The organism is Nocardioides sp. IC4_145 (genome assembly GCF_011250565.1).
Taxonomy (GTDB): Bacteria; Actinomycetota; Actinomycetes; order Propionibacteriales; family Nocardioidaceae; genus Nocardioides.
Map to the genome: position 1 here is coordinate 1 of NZ_JAANMS010000061.1, position 23,291 is coordinate 23,291.

General features: G+C 73.8%; 21 protein-coding genes and 1 tRNA gene. 5 read left to right on the top strand and 17 right to left on the bottom strand.

The annotated features are described in order from the left end of the window. Nucleotides 1-130: 130 nt before the first annotated feature. The 3 genes from G6553_RS19075 to G6553_RS19085 form a co-directional block, all read right to left on the bottom strand. Entirely contained in the window at nucleotides 131-1,258 is a 1,128-nt protein-coding gene (locus tag G6553_RS19075; protein WP_166196447.1) for a glutamate--cysteine ligase, read from the bottom strand. Between the two features lie 73 nt (nucleotides 1,259-1,331). Then, complete coding sequence (locus G6553_RS19080; protein ID WP_166196449.1) at nucleotides 1,332-1,805, bottom strand: hypothetical protein; 474 nt, start codon at nucleotides 1,803-1,805, stop codon at nucleotides 1,332-1,334. Further along, the gene (locus tag G6553_RS19085; RefSeq protein ID WP_166196451.1) at nucleotides 1,805-3,952 is read right to left on the bottom strand and encodes a DEAD/DEAH box helicase; all 2,148 of its coding nucleotides are present in this window, start codon (nucleotides 3,950-3,952) and stop codon (nucleotides 1,805-1,807) included. The genes G6553_RS19080 and G6553_RS19085 overlap by 1 nt, the downstream gene beginning before the upstream one ends. 295 nt (nucleotides 3,953-4,247) lie before the next feature. On the opposite strand from G6553_RS19085, the gene G6553_RS19090 reads away from it, so the two are divergent. Continuing rightward, on the top strand, nucleotides 4,248-4,652 hold the full coding sequence (locus tag G6553_RS19090) for a ChaB family protein (RefSeq protein WP_166196453.1): 405 nt from the start codon (nucleotides 4,248-4,250) through the stop codon (nucleotides 4,650-4,652). Here G6553_RS19090 and G6553_RS19095 read toward each other — a convergent pair. The 13 genes from G6553_RS19095 to G6553_RS19155 form a co-directional block, all read right to left on the bottom strand. Then, a complete protein-coding gene (locus G6553_RS19095; RefSeq protein ID WP_166196455.1) occupies nucleotides 4,609-7,209 on the bottom strand; it encodes a DUF4153 domain-containing protein in 2,601 nt (866 codons plus the stop codon). The genes G6553_RS19090 and G6553_RS19095 overlap by 44 nt on opposite strands. Beyond that, nucleotides 7,206-7,907 (bottom strand): response regulator transcription factor, encoded by a 702-nt coding sequence (locus tag G6553_RS19100; RefSeq protein ID WP_166196457.1) that lies wholly within the window; start codon nucleotides 7,905-7,907, stop codon nucleotides 7,206-7,208. The genes G6553_RS19095 and G6553_RS19100 overlap by 4 nt, the downstream gene beginning before the upstream one ends. 154 nt (nucleotides 7,908-8,061) lie before the next feature. After that, a complete protein-coding gene (locus G6553_RS19105; protein WP_166196459.1) occupies nucleotides 8,062-8,985 on the bottom strand; it encodes an ABC transporter permease in 924 nt (307 codons plus the stop codon). Then, on the bottom strand, nucleotides 8,982-10,094 hold the full coding sequence (locus G6553_RS19110; protein WP_166196461.1) for an ABC transporter permease: 1,113 nt from the start codon (nucleotides 10,092-10,094) through the stop codon (nucleotides 8,982-8,984). Before G6553_RS19110 ends, G6553_RS19105 begins: the two co-directional genes overlap by 4 nt. Continuing rightward, the gene (locus G6553_RS19115; RefSeq protein ID WP_166196463.1) at nucleotides 10,091-11,683 is read right to left on the bottom strand and encodes an ABC transporter ATP-binding protein; all 1,593 of its coding nucleotides are present in this window, start codon (nucleotides 11,681-11,683) and stop codon (nucleotides 10,091-10,093) included. The genes G6553_RS19110 and G6553_RS19115 overlap by 4 nt, the downstream gene beginning before the upstream one ends. Nucleotide 11,684: 1 nt before the next feature. Continuing rightward, nucleotides 11,685-12,686 (bottom strand): BMP family protein, encoded by a 1,002-nt coding sequence (locus G6553_RS19120; RefSeq protein WP_242680668.1) that lies wholly within the window; start codon nucleotides 12,684-12,686, stop codon nucleotides 11,685-11,687. A gap of 291 nt (nucleotides 12,687-12,977) precedes the next feature. Next, nucleotides 12,978-13,053, bottom strand: a tRNA-Ala gene (locus tag G6553_RS19125). Between the two features lie 81 nt (nucleotides 13,054-13,134). Then, a complete protein-coding gene (locus G6553_RS19130) occupies nucleotides 13,135-14,028 on the bottom strand; it encodes a hypothetical protein (RefSeq protein WP_166196467.1) in 894 nt (297 codons plus the stop codon). A 168-nt stretch (nucleotides 14,029-14,196) separates the two neighbouring features. Beyond that, nucleotides 14,197-14,802 carry a GNAT family protein gene (locus tag G6553_RS19135; protein WP_166196469.1) on the bottom strand — a complete coding sequence of 202 codons (606 nt, stop codon included), beginning with the start codon at nucleotides 14,800-14,802 and terminating at the stop codon, nucleotides 14,197-14,199. After that, a complete protein-coding gene (locus tag G6553_RS19140) occupies nucleotides 14,799-15,341 on the bottom strand; it encodes a MogA/MoaB family molybdenum cofactor biosynthesis protein (protein WP_347565808.1) in 543 nt (180 codons plus the stop codon). Before G6553_RS19140 ends, G6553_RS19135 begins: the two co-directional genes overlap by 4 nt. Then, entirely contained in the window at nucleotides 15,338-15,823 is a 486-nt protein-coding gene (gene moaC, locus G6553_RS19145; RefSeq protein ID WP_166196471.1) for a cyclic pyranopterin monophosphate synthase MoaC, read from the bottom strand. Before moaC ends, G6553_RS19140 begins: the two co-directional genes overlap by 4 nt. Further along, on the bottom strand, nucleotides 15,823-17,058 hold the full coding sequence (glp, locus tag G6553_RS19150; RefSeq protein WP_166196472.1) for a gephyrin-like molybdotransferase Glp: 1,236 nt from the start codon (nucleotides 17,056-17,058) through the stop codon (nucleotides 15,823-15,825). Before glp ends, moaC begins: the two co-directional genes overlap by 1 nt. Next, nucleotides 17,051-18,448 carry a UTP--glucose-1-phosphate uridylyltransferase gene (locus G6553_RS19155; protein ID WP_166196473.1) on the bottom strand — a complete coding sequence of 466 codons (1,398 nt, stop codon included), beginning with the start codon at nucleotides 18,446-18,448 and terminating at the stop codon, nucleotides 17,051-17,053. Before G6553_RS19155 ends, glp begins: the two co-directional genes overlap by 8 nt. 23 nt (nucleotides 18,449-18,471) lie before the next feature. Between G6553_RS19155 and G6553_RS19160 the strand changes: the two genes are divergently transcribed. Beyond that, nucleotides 18,472-19,077: a 5-formyltetrahydrofolate cyclo-ligase gene (locus G6553_RS19160; RefSeq protein WP_166196475.1), complete on the top strand. Its 606-nt coding sequence runs from the start codon at nucleotides 18,472-18,474 to the stop codon at nucleotides 19,075-19,077. Here G6553_RS19160 and G6553_RS19165 read toward each other — a convergent pair. Beyond that, nucleotides 19,049-21,640 carry a penicillin acylase family protein gene (locus tag G6553_RS19165; RefSeq protein WP_166196477.1) on the bottom strand — a complete coding sequence of 864 codons (2,592 nt, stop codon included), beginning with the start codon at nucleotides 21,638-21,640 and terminating at the stop codon, nucleotides 19,049-19,051. The genes G6553_RS19160 and G6553_RS19165 overlap by 29 nt on opposite strands. Nucleotides 21,641-21,723: 83 nt before the next feature. Here G6553_RS19165 and G6553_RS19170 point away from each other — a divergent pair, with 83 nt between their 5' ends. The 3 genes from G6553_RS19170 to G6553_RS19180 all read left to right on the top strand — a co-directional run bounded on the left by G6553_RS19170 (nucleotide 21,724) and on the right by G6553_RS19180 (nucleotide 23,171). Next, nucleotides 21,724-22,038, top strand: coding sequence for an FmdB family zinc ribbon protein (locus G6553_RS19170; RefSeq protein ID WP_166196479.1), 315 nt, complete (start codon nucleotides 21,724-21,726; stop codon nucleotides 22,036-22,038). 64 nt (nucleotides 22,039-22,102) lie between these two features. After that, on the top strand, nucleotides 22,103-22,732 hold the full coding sequence (locus G6553_RS19175; RefSeq protein ID WP_166196481.1) for an SAF domain-containing protein: 630 nt from the start codon (nucleotides 22,103-22,105) through the stop codon (nucleotides 22,730-22,732). Nucleotides 22,733-22,793: 61 nt separating this feature from the next. Next, nucleotides 22,794-23,171: an MscL family protein gene (locus tag G6553_RS19180; protein WP_166196483.1), complete on the top strand. Its 378-nt coding sequence runs from the start codon at nucleotides 22,794-22,796 to the stop codon at nucleotides 23,169-23,171. Nucleotides 23,172-23,291 lie beyond the last annotated feature (120 nt).

The following is a 23,291-nucleotide window of genomic DNA, read 5'->3' on the forward strand; positions in this document are numbered from 1 at the left end:
GCGTCCGGGGTGGGCACCGGGTTCGTCGCCGGATCGGTGCTCGGCACGATGTCGGGATCGGGGTCGGTGAGCGGTTCGGGAGTCAGCGGCTCGGTGGTCATGGCAGGTCCGGTAACCGCCGACGACCGGGTCACTCCTCAGGTCCCTCCCGCCAGCAGGCGTTCGTGCGGTCGACCAGGTCGTCGACGACGGCGGCGAGCTCCCCGCCGTTGCGCTCGTACGCCGCCCGCTGCCGCGGCGCGCCGCCGGCGGCCAGCACCCGCTCGACGCCGTCACGCACCAGCCCGAGGTCGCCGGCGGCCTCCAGCTCCTCGCGCACGGTCGCCACCAGCGTCCCCAGCACCTCGCCGGCCGGCACCGGCTCGGCGCTGCACGGGTCGAGCAGCCGGTCGGCCAGGCCGTAGCGCGCCGCACGCCACTGCGCCGCCCGCACCAGCTCGACCCGCCACAGGTCGTCGGCCGGCCAGCCGGGCAGCCCGCCCTCGGCACCGGCGTCGTGCCACGCGGCCACGTGGGTGACGAGCGCCCGCACGAGCGCCGCGAGCAGCACGGCGTCGTCGGGGTCGGTGCACACGTCGGCGACGCGGACCTCGACGGTCGGGTGGTCGGCGGAGAGCCGGGCGTCGAAGTAGAGCATCGCGTCGTCGCGGGCCGCGCCGGACGCGACGAGCACGCGGCTGACCTCGCGGTAGCGCTCGACGGTGCCGAAGCGCTCCGTCGGCCCGGCGCTCGGCCAGTGCGACCAGAGCTGCGAGCGCCACGAGGCGTGCCGGGTGTCGCGGCCGGAGTGGTACGGCGAGTTCGTGCTGACCGCCAGCAGCGCGGGCAGCCACGGCACCAGCTGGTCGAGGACCGCGACGCCCTGCTCCGGCGAGTCGATCGCCACGTGGACGTGCATGCCGCAGGTGCCCTCGGGACGCGCCACCTCGCCGTACCTCTCGCGCATGTCGAGGTAGCGGTCGTCGCGCGTGACCTCCGGCTCGCCCCCGCGCAGCGGGCTGGTGCCCGTCGCGGCCGTGCGCAGCCCCGCCCGCTCCGCGGCCTCGCCGGCGAGCCGACGCGCACGCACCAGGTGCTCCCGCAGCTCGCCGAGGTCCGTGACCGGCGGGGTCTGCACCTCCACCTGGTGGCGGAAGAGCTCGCGGTCGAGCTCGTCGCTGCCGTGCGCCAGCACCTGCTCGGCTCGCGGCGCGGGCTCACGGGTCTCGGGGTCGACGAGGAGCAGCTCCTCCTCCACCCCCACGGTCCGCGGCTCCAAGGGGGCCACCTCGCTGTCCGGTCGACGTCAGTGGCCGACCGATACCCCTGCGGGCCCGGCTCAGTAGTGCCGCTCAGTAGTCGGCCAGCACCCCGCACACGGGACCGGTCGGTCCGGCCAGCAGGAGCGCGGCACCGTCGGCGAGGTCGGCGAGCGGCACGTCGAGGGTCGTGTCGAGAAGCCCGCGGCCGTCGTCCTCGACGGTCAGGTCGGGCACGTCGGAGACGGCGTCACCGTCCGTGCCGTCCGCGCAGGTGCTGCCCGGCGAGACGCGCACCGCCCAGCTGCCCGGCTCGGCGTCGCGCAGCCGGACCTCGAGGCGTACGCCGTCACCGGCCGCCCGCGCGCGGGCGGAGCCCACGGCCGGGCCGCCGGGGCCGTCCGCGGGGTCGACCGCCCGCAGGGTGGCGTTCACGCTCGTCTCGCGGTCGAAGACGCCCGAGCCGTCCGCGCCCTGCACGACCGGCTCCTCCGAGGAGCAGCCGACGAGCGCGAGCGCGCCGACGACGACGAGCGCCGGGAGGGCACGTCGCGTGTGGACCCGCATCAGGCGGCGTCCCCGCGGCGTACCAGCGCGTCGGTGAGCATCGAGACCAGCGCCTCGAGCTGCACGTCGGCGCTGTTGGGGAGCTCCTCGTCGGACCCGTCGAGCGCCCGGGCGGCGAGGCCGGCCTTGCTGTCGATGAGCTCGGCGATCCGGGTGTCGAGGGTCTGCGCGGCGATGATCCGCCACGCGGTGACCGGCTCCTCCTGACCGATGCGGTGGATGCGGTCGATCGCCTGGGTCTGCTCGGCGTCGGTCCACGAGAGCTCGGCGAGGACGAGGTTGGAGGCGACCTGCAGGTTGAGGCCCACGCCCGCCGCGGTGAGCGAGCAGACGACGACCGCGACCTCGGGGTCGTTGACGAACTCGTCGATGTTGCGCTGGCGCGCCTTCGGCGTCTGGTCGCCACGGATCGAGGAGTAGCGGATGCCGCGACGCGCGAAGGTCTCCTCCGCGACGTCCATGACGTCGACGTGCTTCGCGAAGAAGACGACCTTGCCGACGTTGCGCGCGAGCTGGGCGGCGTAGTCGGCGGCGAGCCCGGCCTTGGCCTGGCCGATGCGGCGCATCATGCCGAAGACGTTCTCGCCCGAGGTGTTGTCGGTGGTGTCCTCGCGCTCCCACGTCGCCACCCGGCGGACGAGCTCGTGGTCGATGCCCTCGACCGTCTGGCCGGACGTGCGGGTGGCCAGCGCGGTGTCGTACCGCTCGACCAGGCGGCGCGCGAGCTCGCGCTCGGCGGCCCGGATCGAGCGGCCGGCCTCGTCGTCGAGCTCGACCGGCAGGTCCGCGACCCGGCGGGCGGGGATGTCGGCGGCGACGTCGACCTTGCGGCGGCGCACGATGCCCATGTCGATGACGCAGCGGCGGGCGGCGGGGTAGAACGGCGGGTCGGCCGGGGTCAGGCCGGTGTCCTCGAGCGCGTCCATCAGCTTCCCGAGCGGCCGCTTGTCGTCGATCCAGCCGAGGAACTGCCAGATCGCCCGGAAGTCCTCGATGTCGTTGATGAGCGGGGTGCCGGTCAGCGCCATCATCAGCGGCCGGCCGATCCGCTGGCGGATCCGGTCGGAGAGCTGGAGGACGTGCTGGGAGCGCTGGGAGGTCTTGTTCTTGATGAAGTGCGCCTCGTCGACGACCATCCCGCGGAAGCCGAAGTCGCCGAGCCAGCCGACGTGGCGGTCGAGCACCTCGTAGTTGACGACGACGATGTCGGCGAAGCCGTCGACGTTCTCGCCGTCACCGTGGATGACCGTGACCGGGCGGTTCGGCACCCAGAGCCCGGCCTCGCGCGCCCAGTTGGTCTTGACGACGTTCGGCACGACGACGAGCAACGGGAACGCCTCGGCGGCCTGCGCGGCCAGCAGCGCCTGGGCGGTCTTGCCCAGGCCCGGCTCGTCGGCCAGCAGGAACGTGCGGTGGCCACGGGCGGCGGCCGCGACGAGCTGCGCCTGGTGCGGCATCAGCTCGCGGTCGCCGGGGACCTTCACGTCGGCCGCGGCGTCCTCGACGTCGGGCAGCGGCATGCAGGAGACGGCGCCGCCACCGGCGTACTCGAAGGACCGGAAGAGCGGGCCGAGCAGCTCCCACGTCGCCAGGCGGCGCGGGCGGCTGACCCGGGCCTCGGCGACGCTGAAGTCCGGCGGCAGGAAGGGGTTGGCCAGCTGGCGGGCGATGACCGACTGCGGGATCCGGCGCTCGGGAGCCGGGGCGGCCGCGAGGGGGTCCTCCTCGGGCTCGGGCTCCGGCTCGGGCTCCAGGCCGGCGGCGCGGAGCATCCGCAGCTTCAGCTCCTGGGCCGACTCCGAGACGTGGGCGTCCTCGGCCAGCAGGGAGAGCAACGAGGTGTCGCGGGCGGTGGTCTTGGCGAGGATCGTGCCGATGCCGTCGAGCCGTTTGAGCTGCTCGGCGCGCTGCGCCTCGGTCGCCTCCGTGTCGGTCTTGACGCGGGTCCGCTCCTCGCGGGCCAGCAGCGCGACGACCTGGAACTTCGTGCGCGCCGACGGGCTCACCGCGCCGCGCTGGGCGCTGGCCTCGACCTCGCGCACCGCGCGGGCGAGGACCGGGATCAGTCCCTCGTTGTCGAGCTCGCGCGCACGACGGCGCGGGGCGTTGCGGGGCGCGCCGGTCCGGCGCTGGCCTCCTCGAGCCAAAGCCTTCTCCTCCCGGTGCCGTGCAGCGCACGGCGGGACACCGACACCGCACGCGCTGCCGGCCGCTGCTGCGGGGGCGAGGCGACGCCTGGCGAGGCAGGCGTCCGCACGCGGTGTGGATCGGGCGACCACCGGTCGGTGGCCGCGAGGTCCGGTCGCGACGACGAGACGTACGTCGCGGTCCGGCCCGTCCACTGTAGCGCGCCGCGCCTCCGTGCGTGGGATCGGTGGACGACGTGCCCCACGTTGGGTACCGGACCGGCTGACCGCTGTCCGACCGACCCGGGAGGCGACCATGCCCGCCAAGGAAGAACTGCCCTCGACCCTCCAGCGCTCCACGAAGAAGGCGCAGCGCACCTGGTCCAAGGCGCACGACAACGCCGTCGACGAGTACGGCGAGGGGGAGCGCGCCCACCGCACCGCGTTCGCCGCGCTCAAGCACTCCTACGAGAAGGTCGGCGACCACTGGGAGGCCAAGGGCGAGAAGGGCCCCTCGGACAAGCAGGCCGAGAAGACCGGCGCGGCCGCCCGCAAGGGCGGGACGACCGCCGAGGGCGTCGACGCCAACGCGAGCAAGAAGCACCTGATGGAGGTCGCCCGCAAGCTCGACATCTCCGGCCGCTCGACGATGAGGAAGGACGAGCTGGTCGAGGCGATCAAGAAGGAGAACCGCAAGGAGACGCGGAAGAGCCGGTCGTAGCCGGGTCCTCGAGGCGTACGCCGGCGAGCGCGTCGGCCGCGCGCGACCGGGCGAGGTTCCACTCCCAGAGATCGCTCCCGGCTCCGGTCCCCGTGCGGCCGGCGAGCGCACACGACCGCTCGTCGGGCGTGAGGTCCGCGGAGCCGTCGACCAGCGTGGGGACCGCGTCGTCGGAGAGCCCCTGCAGGTAGGTCCAGTCGACGCGGCCGGTGTCGGCGTACCGCTCCAGGTTGTGGTCGGCCACCCACCCGTCGGGATTGACCGCGGCCAGCCCGAGCAGCGCCACGACCCCGCTGACGAGCGCGAACCGCGGGAACCACGTCGACCGCAGAACGACCACGGCAACGAAGGAGGCGAGCACCAGCAGGCCGAGCCAGCCCTCCACGACGTCGACGAGCAGCCGCAGCGTCGTGAACCCGTAGGCCTCCTGGTAGAGGTGCATCCGGTGCAGCGCCGAGCCGACGACGACGAGCGTCTCGAGGCAGAGCACCCCGAGCGCCCCGCGCAGCCAGGCCCGGTCGGCGGCGGTCGCCCGCGGCGCCTTGCGGGCCGCCGCCCAGACGACGAGCAGCGTGAGGGCGGTGGCGACGGTGAGCTGGCCGAAGCCCTGGTGGACGTACTCCGCGTAGGTCAGGCCCGTGGTCCGCCGCAGGTGGTCGTGGCCCGCGAGCACCACCGTGGCCTGCGCGGCCAGGAACACCGCGAACACACCGACCACGACCAGCACCGGCGCCAACCACTCGAACCGCCGCCCCACCGGGCGCGGCTCGCCGGTTCCGCGGTCCACGCGCGGCGCGTCGAGGGCGAGGTACGCCGCCGCCAGCACCACCCCGCCGACCGCGACGGTCACGAACACCCGCGCCACCAGCAGGTCGGTCGTCAGGTCCGGGACCGCCGAGTCGACCCACTCGGCGAGCAGCGCGTCGGCGGAGACGAGCAGCGCCCCGAAGACGACCAGCCCGAGCGCCGACCACACCAGCGTGCGCAGCACCGCCGCGCCCTGGCCCCGGCCCGTCAGCGTCGCGACGGTCCGGCCCAGCCACGGCAGCCCGCGCAGGCCCGCCAGCGGCCAGGCCAGCCCGGTCAGCACGATCCCCGCCGCAGTCCGCGGCCGGGTCACCCCGCACAGCGCGGTCGCGACCCCCGCCAGCAGGCACAGCACCACCAGCCACTCCGCGTCGCGGACGACCGTCGTCACGGTCAGCAGCAGGGAGAGCCCCGCGCAGGTCAGCGTCCACGGGTCCCGCCGGTGCGGCGTCGCCGCGAGCAGCACCCCGCCCGCGGCGAGCAGGACGAGCAGCGCCCCCAGCCCGAGGTCCCGCTCCAGCAGGAGCGCCGCCGCGAGCACCCCGGTGCCGACCGCCCCGCCCAGCAGGCCCAGCCGCGGCGGCACCTGCCGCGCCGGCCAGAACCCGCCGAAGAGGTCGTCCAGCAGCCCCGGCGCCCCCTCACCGGCTGGTCGACGAGGCACGTCGGCTGGTCGAGGAGGTTGCACAGCAACCGTCTCGAGACCTGTCGCCTCGCCCACCCCCACCCGCTCCGGCGGCGACAACGGCAGCACGACGCGCACCCGCGCCCCGCCCGGACCTTCCGGCCCGCCCACGGGCTCGACGAAGCCGATCGTCCCGCCGTGCAGGTCGCTGACCCAGCGGGCGATGGCGAGCCCGAGACCGGTCCCGCCGCCGGTGGCGTCGCCGGCGGCCAGCGTGCCGAACGGCTCGAAGACGCGCTCCCGGTCGGCCGCGGCGATCCCCGGCCCGGCATCGTGCACCTCGACGACGTACCGCTCCCCCTCCTGACCCGCCTCCACCCGCACCGTGCTGCCGGCGGGGCTGTGCCGCGAGGCGTTGTCGAGCAGGTTCGCGACGAGCTGGTGCAGGCGGGCGGGGTCGGCGGCGACGACGAGGTCCGGCGGCGAGACGCGCACGTCGTACGTCACCGGGCGGGCGAGCACCTCGGCCTCGGCGACCGCGTCGGCGAGCAGCGCCGCGAGCCGGACGGGTTCGGGGACCAGCGGCGCGCGGCCGGCGTCGACGCGGGCCAGGTCGAGCAGGTCCTCGACGAGCCGGCTGGTCCGCTCCGCCTGGCCGAGCGCCACCTGGAGCGCGGCGGGGTCGGCGGGGCCGACGCCGTCGGCGAGGTTCTCCAGCAGCGCGCGCATGCCGGTGAGGGGGGTGCGCAGCTCGTGGCTGACGTTCGCGACGAGCTCGCGCCGCTGCCGGTCGACGGCGGCGAGGTCCGCGGCCATCGTGTTGAAGGCGCGGGCCAGCTCGCCGACCTCGTCGCGGGACGTCTCCGGCACGCGCACGCCGTGGTCGCCGGTCGCCATCCGTCGCGCGGCCGCGGTCATCTGCCGCAGCGGCGAGGTCATCCCGGCCGCGAGCAGCTGCGTCACGGCGAGCGCCAGGGCGACCGTGACGGGCACCCCGAGCCAGGGCGGTACGCCGCCGGCCCGGCCGAGCGTGGCGACCGCGGTCGCGACCAGGACGCTCGCGGCGACCAGCAGCCCGAGCTTGACCTTGATCGACCGCACCGCCGCGAGCGGCTGCGGGGTCACGAGGCGCCCCCTGCCGCGGGCACCTCGAGCGCGTAGCCGACGCCGTGCACGGTCCGCACCAGCTCGGCGCCGATCTTCGCGCGCAGCCCCTTGACGTGGCTGTCGACCGTGCGGGTGCCCGACGCGCCGGCCCACCCCCACACCTCGGTCATGAGCCGCTCGCGGGTGACGACCGCGCCGGGCGAGGCCGCCAGGCACAGCAGCAGGTCGAACTCGGTCGGGGTCAGCCGCACCTCCTCCGCCCCGCGCCACACCCGCCGCGCGGGCGGGTCGACCCGGAGGTCCCCCAGCTCGAGGGCGCGCCGGCCGGCCATCTCGGCAGCCCGGTCGACCCGGCGCAGCAGCGCGGCGACCCGGGCCACCAGCTCCTTCATCCGGAACGGCTTGGTCAGGTAGTCGTCGGCCCCCACGGCGAGCCCCACCAGCACGTCGGCCTCGTCCGCACGCGCGGTCAGCATCAGCACGGGCACCGGCCGGTCGGCCTGGATGCGCCGGCACACCTCGTGCCCGTCGTACCCGGGCAGCATCAGGTCGAGCACCACCACGTCGGGCCGGTGCTCGGCGTGCGCCGCGACCGCGGCCGGCCCGTCGACGGCCCGCACGACGTCGTACCCCTCCGCCACCAGCCGGTCGGACACCGCCTGGTTGATGACCGGGTCGTCCTCGACGACGAGGACCGTGCGACGCGCGCTGCTCATGCCGCGAGCGTAGGAGCGCAGGGCCGCAGGAGCCGCGGACGAGGTGTGGAGATCCTGTGCAGGTCGCTCCCGGGCCCGCAACGGCACGAGACCGCCCGCCCCGGAGGGCGAACGGCCTCGTGCTCTCGGCGCCGGTCCGCAGGACCGCCGACGTTCAGCCCGCGAGTCGCGACTCGCGGTCGTAGTTGGAGCCCAGGTGGGCGGGCTGACGGGCCCACCGGAACGCGAACACCATCACCAGCAGCGTCGCGACGTACGGCAGCATCTCGATGAACTGGTGCGGGACACCGAGCCCGATGACCTGCGCCTTCTGGCCGAGCACGTCCATGCCGGCGAAGAAGGCAGCACCGGCGACGACGTACAGCGGGCGCCAGCCGCCGAGGAACGCCAGCGCGATGACCAGCCAGCCGCGGCCGGCGATCATGCCGTCGGTGTAGATCCCGGTGAAGTGCAGCGGGAAGTAGGCACCCGCCACGGCCACCAGGCCGGAGCCGACGATCGTCGACCACGTGCGCGCCAGGTTGACGTTGATGCCGAGGCTGTCGGCGGCCTTCGGGTTCTCGCCCACCGAGCGGAAGTTCAGCCCGGCCCCGGTGCGCTGCATGAACCAGTACAACCCGACCGAGAGCAGCACCACGAAGAAGAACACGTAGTCCTGCCGGAAGAGCGGCTCGCCGATCACCGGGATGTCGGAGAGCAGTGGGATCTCGTGCTTGGTGAGCGTGTCGATCTTCGGCGGCGTCATCGTGACGCCGATGACCTCGCGGTAGAGCAGGCCCGCCGCGCCGGTGGCGGCGAAGAAGAGGGCCAGGCCGACCACGAACTGGTCCAGCCGGAGCTGGGTCGTCATGACGGTGAGGACCAGGCCGACGAGCGCACCGACGGCGAAGGCGATGAGCAGGCCGCCGAGGTTGGACCCCATCTTGTAGGCGACCACGAAGCCCACGGACGCGCCGAGGGCCATCACGCCCTCCTGCGTCACGTTGAAGACGCCGGTGCGACCGCTGAGGATCGTGCCCTGGGCGGCGAGGGTGAAGACCACCCACATCGGGACCACGAGGGTCAGGAACTCGCTCATGCTGCACCCCTCAGGCGGTTGCGGACGATGTCACTGAGCAGCAGGAAGAGCAGGATGAGCGCCTCGATCACGAGGACCATCTCCACCGGGACCGACGCGACCAGCTGCATGGTCCCGGCGCCGAACTCCAGCACCGCGATGCCGAAGGCGATGAACGGCAGGGCGAGCATCGAGCCGCGCGCCATGAGGCCGACGATGATGCCGAGGATCAGGAAGTTCGACTGCATCCCCTCGAGCATCCGGCCCTGGACCCCGGCGACGTCGATCGCGCCGGCGAGACCGGCGGCACCGCCACCGATCACGAGACCGGCACCCGCCAGCCGGGACGTCTTCACGCCGTTGATGAGCGAGGCGCGCGGGTTGTCGCCGACCGCCCGCATCTCGAAGCCGGTCGGGGTGAAGCGCATCCCGACGGCGATGAAGACGGCGAGCGCCAGCACGAGGAGGACGCCGCTGTGCAGGCCCGGCGCCTCGCCGATGAGCGGGAGCCGCGCGCCGTCCCCGACCGGGGTGGTCGCGGGGTGACCGGCACCCGCGTCGGGCCAGACCGACGTCGCGACCCAGTCGATGAGCCTGAAGGAGACGAAGTTCAGCAGCACGGTGCTGAGGACCTCGTTGACCCGGAAGCGCACCAGCAGCACCGCCGCGATGCCGGCCCACAGTGCACCCGCGAGGACACCTGCGACGAGCATCGCCGGGAGGAGCAGGACCGCCGGCAGGTCGGAGAACGTGATGCCGATGGCCGCTCCGCCCGTCGCCCCGAGGAGCAGCTGCCCCTCCGCTCCGATGTTGAACTTGCCGGTGGCCAGCGGGATGGCGAAGGCGTAGGCACACAGCACGATCGGCACCCACTTGTGGAGCGTCTCGACCATGCCGAAGCGGGAGTCGAAGGAGCTGGTCAGGACCGCCTCGAGGGCGTCCACCGCGGAGTAGCCCATGGCCTGGATCAGCAGGCCGCCGACGAGGAACGCCAGCACGACCGACGCGACGTACGGCAGGACCGTCCACGCGACGCCTGTGACCGCTCCCGACCCGTGTCCGCGCGGGGCCGGGGCGGACGGCGGACCGCCGCTCCCCGGGGTCGGAGGAGTCTGCTCGACGGTGCTCATGCGGCGCCTCCGACGCTCGTGCCGAGGCCGGTCATCCGGCGCCCGATCTCGTAGGGGTCGACCCGGTCGCTACGCCACTCGCCGGCCTGCGAGCCCTGGTAGAGCGCGATGACCCGGTCGGCGATGGCGATGACCTCGTCGAGGTCCTCGGAGATCACCACCACCGAGCAGCCGGCGGCCGTGACCTCGCGGATCTGCTCGTAGACGAACCGGGTCGACCCGATGTCCAGGCCCCGGGTGGGGTTGTGCAGGACCAGCAGCCGGGGCCGGTGCGCGAAGGCGCGCGCGAGGATGACGCGCTGGATGTTGCCGCCGGACAGGTCGCCGGCGCGGGTCGCCGGGGAGTCTGCCCGGATGGCGAACTTCTCGATCGCCTCCTGCGCCCGCTGCCGGGCCGCACGCCAGTCGATCAACCCGCTCTTGCGGACCCGCGCGCTGCGGTGGGAGCCGAGCAGGAGGTTCTCGGTGATCCCGGAGGTGGGCAGGATGCCGTCGCGGTGCCGGTCCTCGGGCACGTAGGCGACGCCCGCGTCGAGCCACTGTGCGGTCGCCCGGTCGGACAGCACGAGGTCGTCGATGGTGATGGAGCCGCTCTGCAGCGGGCGCACGCCCGCGAGTGTCTCGGCCAGCTCGACCTGGCCGTTGCCGGCCACGCCGGCGAACCCGACGATCTCGCCCTTCCCGACCTCGAGGTCGAAGCCGGAGATCAGCTCGACGTCGTGGTCGTTGCGGACGGTCATCCCCCGGACCGAGACGCCGGGCTCGAAGGTGGTCTCCGGCACGTCCCCGACCACGGTGCCCTGCGGTGCGGTCCCGAGGGCGACGGCCTCCGTCACGGTCGGGGCCTGGTAGGTGCCGTGGCTCTCGCCGACCATGATCGCGGCGAGGTGGTCGGCGTCGGTCTCGGCCCGGTCGAGGGTCTGGACGCGGGCGCCGTCCCGCATGACCGTCATCTTGTCGCAGACGGCCAGCGTCTCCCGGATCTTGTGGGTGATCAGGATGACGCTCATCCCCTCCGCCACCATCGTGCGCAGGGACGTGAAGAGCGCGTCGACCTCCTGGGGCGTCAGGTTGGTGGTCGGCTCGTCGAGGATGAGCACGCTGGCGCCGCGGTAGAGCGCCTTGATGATCTCCACGCGCTGGCGGATGCCGACCGGGAGCTCCTCCATCACGGCGTCGGGGTCGACGTGGAGACCGAAGCGCTCGCTGATGTCCGCGATGCGCGCTCGCGCTGCGCTGAGGCCCGCGCCGTGCGAGCCGCCCTCGAGGGTCGTGCCGAGGACGACGTTCTCGACCACGGTGTAGGTGTCGACCTGGAGGAAGGTCTGGTGCACCATGCCGACGCCGAGCTCGATGGCGTCCCGCGGGGACGTGATCGTGACCTCGCGGCCGTCGATGCGCACGGCCCCGGAGTCGGCCCGGTAGAGCCCGAACAGCACGTTCATCAGGGTCGTCTTGCCGGCGCCGTTGCCCCCGAGCAGCCCGTGCACCTCCCGCGCGCCGACCTGGAGCGAGACCGCGTCGAGCGCCCGCACCGGACCGAACGTCTTCACCACCTCGGTCATCTCGAGGCGAGGTGCGGTGGTCACGTCACTTCACCTCGGACTGGTCGAGCTCGACCTCGGTGGCACCGCTCTCGACGTCCGCGACGGCCTGCTCCGCGGCCTTCTTGGCCTCGGCCGGCACGTTGTCGCCGATGGAGACGTCCGCGCCCTTGCCGAAGCCCATGACGTAGACGCCGGTCCGGGTGCCGCCCTCGATCTCGTCCAGGATCGCCTGGAGCGGCTTCGCGAAGTCGTAGAGGACGGTGGCCGCGTAGTGCTCCGGGTCGTTGGCGGACTTGTCGGTGTACTTCACCGTGATCCAGTTCTTGCCGGCCGGGGTGCCCTTCATCGCCTCGAACGCGCCGACCACGCCGAGGTTGAGCGACGTCACGATGACGTCGTTGCCGCCGCTGAGGAGCTGCGAGGTGAACTGGGTGGCCTTGACGGTGTCGTTGAAGTCGCCCGTCCACACCGGCTTGAGGTCAGCGTCCTTGCCCGAGTCCTCGATGCCCTGCTCGAGCGCGTGGACCTCGGCGTAGGAGAACGGCAGCGACAGCCCACCCAGGTAGCCGACCTTGCCGGAGCTCGACAGGTTCGCCGCGAGCACGCCGAGCGGGTAGAAGACGGTGTGGAAGTTGCGGTCGATCACCCACAGGTTCTCCGGCTGGTCCTCCGGCACCCCGTCGAACTCCGCGATGAAGTTCACGTCAGGGTTCTCGGCGGCAACCTTCGCGGTGGCGTCGTAGAACTGCGAGCCGTGCGTCCAGACGACCGAGTAGCCGCCCGACACGTACTGCCGGAGCTTGCCCTCGATGTCGGGGACCGCGACGCTCTCGGCGTAGGAGATCTCCGCACCGTCCTTCTCCGCGGCCTTGAGGGCGTCGAGGCCCAGCGCGTTCAGGTCGGCGTCGGTCACGGGACCGGAGAAGATGCCGGCGACCTTGTCGCCGCCACCGCCCCCACTCTCGTCGGATCCTCCACAAGCGGTCAGTGCCAGGCCCAGGCTCAGGGCGGCTGCGACGGCAGCAAGTCGGCGAACAGGACGCATCGGCGTCTCCTTCAGATCATCGGCAGGGCAGCCGTCCCCACAGACGAGCAGCTCAGGATCTGCTCCGGGCCCTGCGGTGTGACCCACAACATAAGGAGATAAGGACCCTTCTGAAGTGGGCCGAAGGTGCCAAAGGGTCCACCGGGTTGTTGTGAGGTCCGGAGGTGGCGAGCAGGCGGATCACCAGTGAATGACCATCCGGTAACAGTCCGATCGGGCGCCCCGCAGAGGGACACCGAGCGCCCGAACGACGAAGGGCCCGGCAGCGCTGCTGCCGGGCCCAACGGGTGGTGGTGGAGCTGAGGGGATTCGAACCCCTGACCTTCTCATTGCGAACGAGACGCGCTACCAACTGCGCCACAGCCCCAGTGCGACCCCTGGGCGTTGCACCCGGGACGCGAGGGAAGACGTTAGCACCCGCTCCCGCGGCCGCCGAATCAGCCCTGGATCAGGACCCGACGGCGCGGGCGTCGTCGGCGGAGGACGCCGCGGAGGACTTCTTCGCAGCCCGGGCGGCCTGGTCGGCCTCGCGCGCCAGGGCGGCGTCGGCGTCGGTGCGGCCCGAGGTCCAGACGCCGGTGGCGTCGAGGTCGATCGTGCGGACGGTACGCCGCGGGGCGGCCGGCTTGGTGACGTAGGTCGGCAGGGTGACCGGCACCGGCTCCCACAGCGACGGGTCGACGTCGGCCTGCTGGACCTGCGGCTGGTCCTCGACGCGCACCGCCTCGAAGCCCTGCGTGTCGTCGTCGTGCTCCTCGGCGACCGGGTCGGCCACCGGGTCGGTCACCGGGTCGTCCGCAGTGCCGGCGGGCGTCTCGTCAGCGGGCGCCTCGACGGGTGCCTCCTCGACCGGGTCCTGGATGACCGGGACGCGGGCGGAGGGCCGGCGGGCCGACCGCTCCTGGCGGACCATGAGCCGGCAGGCCACCAGCCACGCGACGAGCAGGGCGACCGGCGCGGTGACCCACCACCAGGAGACGACCGACGTCGCGGCGAGGCCGACGACGACGGCGTTGAGCACCAGCACGCCGCCGAGCACGCGACGCCGACGGCGAGCGGCCTGCGCGGCCGCGGCACGGCGTACGCTCGGCGACCCTGCGGGCACCCGCACCGACGGCTTGGTGACCACGACCGCGGCGTCCGCCGGGCGGCCCGGCGTCACGACGAGCCGGCCACCGCGGGAGTCGACCGGCTCGCGCCGGGCCAGCACCCGCATGGTGTCGGAGAACCGGTCGACCGACCGGCTGCGCTGCACGTCGTCGTGGTGCTTGAGCGCCTTCGGGATCAGGTAGACGGCCCAGGCCACCGCAAGGGCGACGAAGATGAGTGCGCTCAGGTCCACGGGGCCGAGCGTAGGTACGCAGGCGGCGGATGGGGCGGATGTCAAGGGGTGTGTCGCAAATGGCCCCTGTGACTGGTGTGGTTCGTGGTTCGCGCCGCCGGCTTGTAACGGACCGTTCGCCACTGTGTAGGCACGCTGCAACGCACCTACAGAGCGGCGAGCTGTCCGTTACATGCCCCGGCCGGCCGCGCCGTCGAGCCGGGTCAGCAGCCCGCCGGGACACTCCTCGGCGGTGATCGCGTAGAGCCGGTGGTCGCGCCAGGCGCCGTCGATGTGGAGGTAGCGGGGGGCGTAGCCGTACTCGCGGATGCCGAGCTTCTCGACGACGCGGAGCGAGTTGGAGTTCTCCGGTCGGATGGCGATCTCGATCCGGTGCAGCCCGAGCGGCCCGAAGCAGTGGTCGACCGCCATCGCGACCGCGCGCGGCATGACCCCGCGGCCGGCGAAGTCGCGGTCGAGCCAGTAGCCGATCGAGGCGAACAATGCCGACCCGCGCACGACGTTGTTGACGGTCAGCTGGCCGGCGAAGGTGTCGTCCACCTCGACCGCGAAGGGGTACGTCACCCCCTGGCGGGCCTGGGCGTGCAGCCGTCGGACGAGGGCGCGGTACGACGTGGGGCGGGCGTCGCCGCCGGGCGGCACGGTCGCGTCCCACGGCACCAGCCAGGCGGCGTTGCGGCTGCGGGCCGAGCGCCACGGGCCGGCGTCGGCGTACGACAGCGGGCGCAGCGTCACGCCGCGCGAGGTCAGCCGGACCGGCCAGGGCTTGGTCACCCCGCGCTCCCCGAGCCTCCCGGAGGCCGGTCGTGGTCGCTGCCCACGACCTGCTCCACGGCGTGGACGAGCATCGGCTCGAGCACGGCGAGGCCGTCCTTGACGCCGCCTCGCGAGCCGGGGAGGTTCACGACCAGGCAGGTACCCACCACGCCTGCCCGACCTCGCGACAGCGCCGCGGTCGGCACGCCCTTCGCGACGCCGTGCGCGCGGATCGCCTCGGCGATGCCGGGCACCTCGCGGTCGAGCAGCGGCCGGGTGACGTCGGGGGTGCGGTCGGTCGGGGTGAGCCCGGTGCCGCCGGTGGTCAGGACGACCCGGGCCCCGTCGTCCACCGCGGCGCGGATCGCCTCGCCCACCGGCTCCCCGTCGGGCACGACGGCGGGCGCGCCGACCGCGAAGCCGAGCCCGGTCAGCCAGGAGACGATGAGCGGGCCGGTGGTGTCGTCGTAGACCCCGGCGGCCGCGCGGTTGGACGCCACGACGACCGCGGCCGGCAGCCCCGGCACCGAGCCGGCACCCGCCCCGGGCGGGGTCACGGCCGGGCCCAGTCGCCGGACTTGCCGCCCGTCTTCGTCTCGACCCGCACGTCGGTGATCACCGCGGCCTTGTCGACGGCCTTGACCATGTCGATGACGGTCAGCCCGGCGACGGCGACAGCGGTGAGCGCCTCCATCTCGACGCCGGTCCGCTCGGCGGTGCGGACCGTCGCGGTGATGTCGACCGCGTCGTCGGCGACGGCGAGGTCGACCACCACGCCGGAGAGCGCCAGCGGGTGGCACAGCGGGATGAGCGTCGAGGTCTGCTTGGCGCCCATGATCCCGGCGAGCCGGGCGACCGCGAGCGTGTCGCCCTTGGGCACGCCGGCCCCGCGCAGCAGCGCGACGACGTCGGACGAGACGAGCACGCGGCCCGACGCGGTGGCGGTGCGGGCGGTGACGTCCTTGGCGGACACATCGACCATCCGGGCGGCGCCGGCCTCGTCGACGTGGGTGAGCCGGGGGCCGGGCTGCTCGCTCATCAGAACTCCTCGTCGAGCCGGACCACCGAGACGGTGTCGCCGGCGGCCAGGGCGGTGACGTCCTCGGGGACGACGATCAGGCAGTCGGAGGCGGCGAGGTCGCCGACCAGGTGCGAGCCGGGCCCTCCGACGGGCGCGACCTGCGCGCCGGCGCCGCTGACGTCGAGTTCGCCGCGGAGGAACTGCCGCTTGCCGGGGGGCGAGGCGACCGCGTGGGTCAGCCGCGCGCGGACCTGCGGGCGCGCGTGCGGGAGCAGGCCCATCAGCTTGCGCAGCGCCGGCAGGACGAAGGTCTCGAAGGAGATGTAGGAGGAGACCGGGTTGCCCGGCAGCGTGAAGATCGGGACGCGGTCCTCGCCGACGAAGCCGAAGCCCTGCGGCTTGCCCGGCTGCATCGCGACCGGCCCGAACCACACCCCGTGCGGCCGCAGGGCCTCCTTGACGACGTCGAAGTCGCCCTGGGAGACCCCGCCGGAGGTCACGACGACGTCGGCGCGGACCAGCTGGTCCTCCAGCGCGTCGAGGAAGGCCCGCGGCTCGTCGGGGACGATCCCGACGCGGTAGGCGATCGCGCCGGCCCGGCGGGCCGAGGCCGCGAGCAGGAACGAGTTGCCGTCGTAGATCGAGTCGGTGCCCAGCGGCTGCCCGGGCTCGCGCAGCTCCGAGCCGGTCGAGAGGATCACGACGCGGGGGCGCGGCCGGGCGAGCACCGTCGGGCGGCCGACGGAGGCGAGCAGCCCGAGGTGGCGCGGGCCGAGCACGGTGCCGGCCTCGACGAGCAGGTCACCGATCGCCACGTCCTCCCCCGCCCTGCGGACGTGCTGGCCGGAGGTCGGCGCGCGCTCCACGCGGACCTGGGCGACGCCCCGGTCGGTCCACTCGTAGGGCACCACGCAGTCCGCGCCGGTCGGCACCGGCGCACCGGTCATGATCTTCGCGGCGGTCCCGGGCGCGAGCGCCAGCAGGCCGGTCGACTGCCCGGCGCCGATCTCCCCGACGACCGGCAGGTGGACCGGGGACTCCGCCGTCGCGGTGGCCACGTCGGCCAGCCGCACGGCGTACCCGTCCATCGCGGAGTTGTCGAAGCCGGGCAGCTGCACGGTCGCGACGACGTCCTCGGCGGCCGCGAGCCCCAGCGCCTCCATGAGCGGCTGCGGGGACGGCGGCAGCGGCTCGAGCGCCGCCAGCACCTCGGCGAGATGCTGGTCGACCGAGCGCGGAGCCGGGTCAGCCATCCGAGGCCGCGGCGGGCTCGCCGAGCACGGTGCCGGCGTCGATCCGGCCGTTGCTGGCCCCGTCGAGGGCGACGTCGCCGACGACCGAGACGCCCTTGCAGAAGGTCCAGTCGCCGTTGACCCGCAGCGAGGACGCCTCGCGCATCGACGGCGCGCCCTCGGGGAAGCGCTTGTCGAACTCGCCGACCAGCTTGTAGTGGTCGGGGTCGAGGTCGACGAACGGGATGTTGCCCGCGACCTGGTCGAGCACGAAGTCCTGCCCGATCTCGTAGACGTCCGAGCGCAGCACCAGCAGGTCGTTGGTCGTCTTGACCGGCACGAACCGGTCGCGGCCCACCTCGATCAGCTGTGAGCCCTCGAAGACCTCGATCGCCGCGCCCATCGCGGTCTCCACCTGGACGACCTCGGGGGACGTCTTGTCGCCGGGATCGACGTTCTTGACGTTGCGAATCATCGGCAGCCCGAGGATGCCCTCGCGCACGTCGAGCGCCTCCTGCATCGCGCGGAGGTCGAACCAGAGGTTGTTGGTCGAGCAGTACCGGTGCCGGTCGAGGTCGGCGAGCGCCTGCTTGTCCTCGTCCAGGGTCTGCGCGGTCTCCCGCAGCACGATCCGGCCGTCGGACTTGCGGCGCGCGAAGTGGCCGCCCTTGCGGTCCGAAGGGGTACGCCGCACGGCCTCGATCGCGAACGGCGCACCGGAGCGGGCGAACCACCCGGCGACGACCGGGTCCGGCACGGCGCCGAGGTTGTCGGAGTTGGAGACGAAGACCCGCTCGTAGCCGGCCTCGAGCAGCCGGGCGAGCAGGCCGGTGCCGCGCAGCGCGGTGTAGAGGTCGCCGTGGCCCGGGGGGCACCACTCCAGGTCGGGGTCCTTGGGCCAGGACACCGGGCTGAGGTCGGAGGTGAGGAGCTTGGGCTCCTTGTTCTGCAGGAACTCCAGCGGCAACCCCTCGACCGGCAGGTCCCCGTAGCGCGCGAGCGCCGCCATCGTGTCGCCGGAGGTGCGGAAGCTGTTCATGAAGATCAGCGGCAGCGTCGCGCCGTGGACCTTGCGCAGGTGCAGCACCTGGCGGGCGATGATGTCGAGGAAGGACAGCCCGCGCCGCACGCACAGCAGCGACTTCGCCCGGTCCATCCCCATCGACGTGCCGAGGCCGCCGTTGAGCTTGATGACCGCGGTCGTGCGCAGCGCCTCCGCCCCGACCTCGTCGGGCACCTCGACGTCGGCCAGGGACTCCATGTCGACCGGGTCGATCGTCGACTCGGGGATCATCCCCGTCTCGCCGTGCTCGAGGAGCCGGTAGTAGTGCGCGAAGGTCTCGATCGCGACCTCGTCGACACCCGCGGCGAGCATCTTCTCGCGTGCCTTCTGCAGGCCAGGACTACCCATGCTGCCGATCGTAGGCTCGGGGTGTGAGCGACCGGCAACTGCCCGCCAAGACCGCCCTGCGCGACCAGGTCCTGGCCGGCCGCCGCCGGCGCCCGCTGCTCGCCCTCGGGGAGGGCGCGCGCGCCACCGCCGAGCACCTCCTCGCCACGCCCGAGGTACGCCGCGCGGCGACCGTCGCGGCGTACGTCTCGATCGGTACGGAGCCCGGCACCTCCTTCCTCCTCGACGCGCTCGCGGCGGCCGGCAAGCGCGTCCTGCTGCCGCGGCTGCTGCCCGACGGCGACCTCGACTGGGGCACCTGGCGCGGCGAGGGGTCCCTGGCCCCGGCCCGGATGGGCCTGCTGGAACCGATCGACTCGCTCGGCGTGGACGCGGTCGCGACGGCCGACGCGGTGCTGGTGCCGGGGCTCGCGGTCTCGCCGACCGGGATGCGGCTGGGCCGCGGCGGCGGCTCCTACGACCGGGCGCTCGCGCGGGCGGTCGGCACCTGGACGTGCGTGCTGCTCGCCGACGAGGAGGTCGGGCTGGACGTGCCCTCCGAGCCGCACGACCGGGCGGTGCTGGCGGCGGCGACCCCGTCCGGCATCACCCGGTTCCGCGTCAGTCGTCCTCGCCGGGGACCAGCCTGAGCACGTCCTCGCCCGCAGCCTCGACGGCCTCGCGGCTGAACGGCCAGGCGATCGTCTCGCCGCGGGCCCACAGGTCGGTCTGGTCGGTGTAGTGCCCGCTGGCCGGGTGGCCCGAGACGCCGGTGAGGTTGATCCACCGCGAGTCGTCGAGGTCGGCCAGCGACACGACCATCCGCATCGACGGCGCCGAGGTGACGGCGTACCCCGCCGCCGCGTCCCAGGCGGTCGCGTCCACCGTCGACGAGCCGCCGCCGACCTCCCACGGCCCGCGGTTGACCAGCGCCTCGACCGGCCCGATCCCGGACTCGCCGAGCGACGGCGAGCGCAGCTCGAGGGTGTGCAGTGCGCCCCACGACCAGTCCTCGGGGTGCCGCGACTGGAGCCGGGTCAGCTCGTCGCGCGCCTCGAGCAGTGCGCTGCGCAGCACGTCGTCGCGGCGCTCCACGACGTCCTCGGTCGTCACGTCGTCCCACCACGGGTCGGCGGGCTCGCGCAGCAGCCCGCTCACGACGGCGAACCAGCGCTGGCCGCCGTCGGGCCACACGTCCTCGGGCAGCTCGTCGTGGAAGGTGTGCTCGAGCAGCGTGCGCCACACGACGTTGTAGTACGCCGCGGCCGCGCTGTCGGCGGACTGCGAGCCGTCCCAGCCGTCGAGCAGCCGCTGACCGGCCGAGGCGTAGCCGCGCGGGAGGTCGATGTCGAGGAGGTACGGCACGAGCGTCGCGGCCATCGGGTTGCGGTCGTCGAGCTGCAGCTCCAGCATCTCCGCGACCGACAGCTCCCCCTCCTCGACGAGCAGGTCGCGGATCCGCTGGGCGCGGTAGCCGCGGTCCCAGTCCTGGGTCAGCGCGTAGGGGTAGTCGGGGCCGACGACCGCCTGGTTGGCCGTCACGACGAACCCCTCCTCGGGGTCGAGCACGTGCGGCAGCCCGGCGAACGGGACCGTCTCGCCGCTCCAGTCGTCCTCGGGCCGCCAGCCCTCGGCCGGCCACCGGCCGTCGTTGCCGGACTTGCGGATCGGCACCATGCCCGGCGCCTGGTAGCCGATGTGGCCGGCCCGGTCGGCGTACACGAGGTTCTGCGCCGGCACCGCGAAGGACGCCGCAGCCTCGCGGAAGGAGTCCCAGTCGGTGGCGGTGTTCATCGCCAGGATCGCGTCGGCGGTCGCGCTCGGCTGCAGCGCCGTCCACGCGAGCGCGACGGCGAGCTCCTCGCCGGTGGCCTTGCCGACCGCTGCCAGGTCGTCGTCGACGTCGGAGAGCAACGGCCCGTGCGCGGTCGCGCGGACCTCGATCGTCACCGGGTCGGCGCCGCGGACCTCGATCGTCTCGGTGCGGGTGCGCAGGGGCAGGACGTCGCCGTCGTAGCGGAAGCCGTCGCCGACCACCCGCTCGAGGTAGAGGTCGGCCACGTCCGGGCCGAGGTTGGTGAACCCCCACGCGATGTCCGCGTTGTGGCCGATCACCACGCCCGGCACGCCGGAGAACGTGAAGCCCGCGACCTCCATCGGGCAGGCCTCCGACACCGTCCGGCAGTGCAGGCCCATCTGCATCCACACCCCTGGCATCGACACGCCCAGGTGCGGGTCGTTGGCCAGCAGCGGCGCGCCGGTCGCGGAGTGCTCGCCGTCGACGACCCAGCTGTTGGAGCCGATCCCGTCGCCGCGGCCCAGCCACGACGGCACGGCGTCGAGCGCGTCCCGGACGCTGCGCAGCGCCTTGCTCCAGCCCGTGTCCCCGCGCCACGCAGGCCGCTGCGGCAGGCGGGTGCCGCCGGTGGTGGCCTCGGGCTCGAAGACCCCGTCGACCACGGCGCCGCCGTCGACGATCGGCGCGTGCTCGTCGAAGGGGTACGCCGGCCACAGCTGCTCCGCGCGGCGCTCCCCCACCGCCGCCGCGGTCAGCGCCCGCTCGACCTCGTCGCCCATGTTGCCGCGCAGGTCCCACGCCATCGCCTTGAGCCAGGCCAGCGAGTCCACCGGCGACCAGTCCTCGGCCCGGTAGCCGAGGCCGGAGCCGTTGAGGACGGTGTACTCCACCGCCAGCTGCGACGGCGACCGCTGGTGCAGGTAGGCGTTGACCCCGTCGGCGTACGCCTCGAGCACCTGCCGCGTCCGCGGCGCCACGATCGCCAGCTCGCGCTCCGCGACGCGCCGCCAGCCCATCGTGCGGACCGCCCTGTCACTGTCCAGCGCCGCCTCGCCGAACATCTCCGCCAGCCGGCCGGCCGTCGCGTGCCGCCGCACGTCCATCTCGAAGAACCGCTCCTGCGCGTGCACGTAGCCCTGCGCCTGCACCAGGTCGGTCAGCGAGTCGGCGTAGACCTGCGGCACGCCGTGCTCGTCGCGCACCACCTCGACCTCGGCCTCGAGACCCGGCAGCTCGGCGGTGCCCGACCACTCCGGCAGCGGCCGGCGCAGCAGCACGCCGACGGTGACGACCCCGGCGAGCAGCACCAGGACCAGCCCGGCGGCGACGTACGACGACACGCGCGCCCAGCGCGGCCACGACCGGAGCGCGGCCAGCGGCCGGCGCCGTCGGGGGGACGTCTGCTGGTCGGGCATGGTGCGCCATTCTGCCGTGTCGTAGAATTGGCAGTCGCACCACGAGAGTGCCAACACCTCTGCTCAGACCCCCGGAGTGAACGTTGCCGACCTACCAGTACGCCTGCACCGAGTGCGGTCACGCCTTCGAGCAGTTCCAGAGCTTCTCCGACGACGCCCTGACCGAGTGCCCCCAGTGCTCGGGCCGGCTGCGCAAGCTGTTCAACGCCGTCGGCGTCGTCTTCAAGGGCTCGGGCTTCTACCGCACCGACAGCCGCTCCGGCTCCTCCACCGACGGCGGGTCCAGCTCGTCGACCTCCTCGAGCAGCGCCGGCTCCACCACCTCGGACAGCTCCTCCTCGTCCGGCTCCTCGAGCTCGACGACCTCGACCTCCACGAGCACCCCCGCCGCCTCCTGACCCAGCCCCTCGGGCCTGTGGAGAGGCCGACGCACGCGGGCGCGGATCCTCCTACCGTCGGGGCATGCGCCTGCCCGACCGCCTGACCCGCCCCGCCCGAGCGGCACGCCGTGCGGTGCTGGCGCGCCGCCGGCTCCTGGCCGCGGTGCTCGCCGCCGTCGCGGTGGCGGCCGCCCTGGAGGCGACGGCCCGGCCGGCGCCGGCGACCGTCGCGGTGACCGTGGCGGCGCGGGACCTGCCGGTCGGCGCGGTCGTGGGCCCCGAGGACCTGGCGACGGCCGCCTGGGCACCGGGCAGCGCGCCGGCGGCCCTGCCCGACCCGGTGGGGCGCGTGCTGGCGGCGCCGGTGCGGGCCGGTGAGCCGGTGACGGACGTCCGGCTGGTGGGGCCGGGGCTGACCGAGGGTCGCCCGGACCTGGTCGCGGTGCCGGTGCGCCTGCCCGACGCCGGGATGGCCTCGCTGCTCGAGGTGGGCGACGAGGTGGACCTGCTCGCGGCCGACCCGCGCTCGGGCGGCGCGGACGTGGTGGCCAGCGGCGTACCCGTCCTCGCCCTGCCCGTCGACGACGACACAGCCGTCGGCGGCAACGGGCTGACCGGGCGCCTCGTCGTCGTCGGCGCCGCGACGACCGAGGTCACCGCCGTGGCCGACGCCGCGACGCGGTCCTTCCTGACCTTCGCCTGGAGCCGCTAGCGTGCCGGGGTCCCCCGACCCCGGCCCTCGAGGCCACCCACCTCGGCCCCCTGGAGGCAGCGTGCTCACCGGATTCAAGAACTTCCTGCTCCGCGGCAACCTCATCGACCTCGCGGTCGCGGTCATCATCGGCACGGCGTTCACGGCGGTCGTCACCGCCTTCACCGGCATGCTGATGTCGGCGATCTCGAAGATCACCGGCGGCAACGAGCCGAACTTCGACGAGTTCGCCCCCGGGGGCGTCTCGGTCGGACCGTTCCTGACCGCGCTGGTCGCGTTCCTCATCCTGGCCGCGGTCGTCTACTTCTTCGTGGTCACGCCCTACGTCAAGGCCAAGGAGCGCTACTTCCCGAGCGCCCCTCCGGGCACGCCCGAGGACATCAAGCTCCTGCAGGAGATCCGCGACCTGCTCGCGAGCCAGCAGCGCCCGCAGGCCTGAGAGCCCTATGTCAAGCGGCCTCCTGGGTGAGGGCGTTGAGCCGGCCGTGTAGGTCGGGGTTGTAGGGCACGTGGTCGTGCCAGCAGCGCCATAGGATCCTGGTCCAGGCTTGGGCCAGGA

Bases quoted from the DNA above. Each gene is read 5' to 3' on its own strand.
- G6553_RS19120 (WP_242680668.1), bottom strand. From the start codon at position 12,686: ATGCGTCCTGTTCGCCGACTTGCTGCCGTCGCAGCCGCCCTGAGCCTG.
- G6553_RS19090 (WP_166196453.1), top strand. From the start codon at position 4,248: ATGCCCGCCAAGGAAGAACTGCCCTCGACCCTCCAGCGCTCCACGAAG.
- G6553_RS19165 (WP_166196477.1), bottom strand. From the start codon at position 21,640: ATGCCCGACCAGCAGACGTCCCCCCGACGGCGCCGGCCGCTGGCCGCG.
- G6553_RS19100 (WP_166196457.1), bottom strand. From the start codon at position 7,907: ATGAGCAGCGCGCGTCGCACGGTCCTCGTCGTCGAGGACGACCCGGTC.
- G6553_RS19110 (WP_166196461.1), bottom strand. From the start codon at position 10,094: ATGAGCACCGTCGAGCAGACTCCTCCGACCCCGGGGAGCGGCGGTCCG.
- glp (WP_166196472.1), bottom strand. From the start codon at position 17,058: ATGGCTGACCCGGCTCCGCGCTCGGTCGACCAGCATCTCGCCGAGGTG.
- G6553_RS19080 (WP_166196449.1), bottom strand. From the start codon at position 1,805: ATGCGGGTCCACACGCGACGTGCCCTCCCGGCGCTCGTCGTCGTCGGC.
- G6553_RS19105 (WP_166196459.1), bottom strand. From the start codon at position 8,985: ATGAGCGAGTTCCTGACCCTCGTGGTCCCGATGTGGGTGGTCTTCACC.
- G6553_RS19155 (WP_166196473.1), bottom strand. From the start codon at position 18,448: ATGGGTAGTCCTGGCCTGCAGAAGGCACGCGAGAAGATGCTCGCCGCG.
- G6553_RS19175 (WP_166196481.1), top strand. From the start codon at position 22,103: ATGCGCCTGCCCGACCGCCTGACCCGCCCCGCCCGAGCGGCACGCCGT.
- moaC (WP_166196471.1), bottom strand. From the start codon at position 15,823: ATGAGCGAGCAGCCCGGCCCCCGGCTCACCCACGTCGACGAGGCCGGC.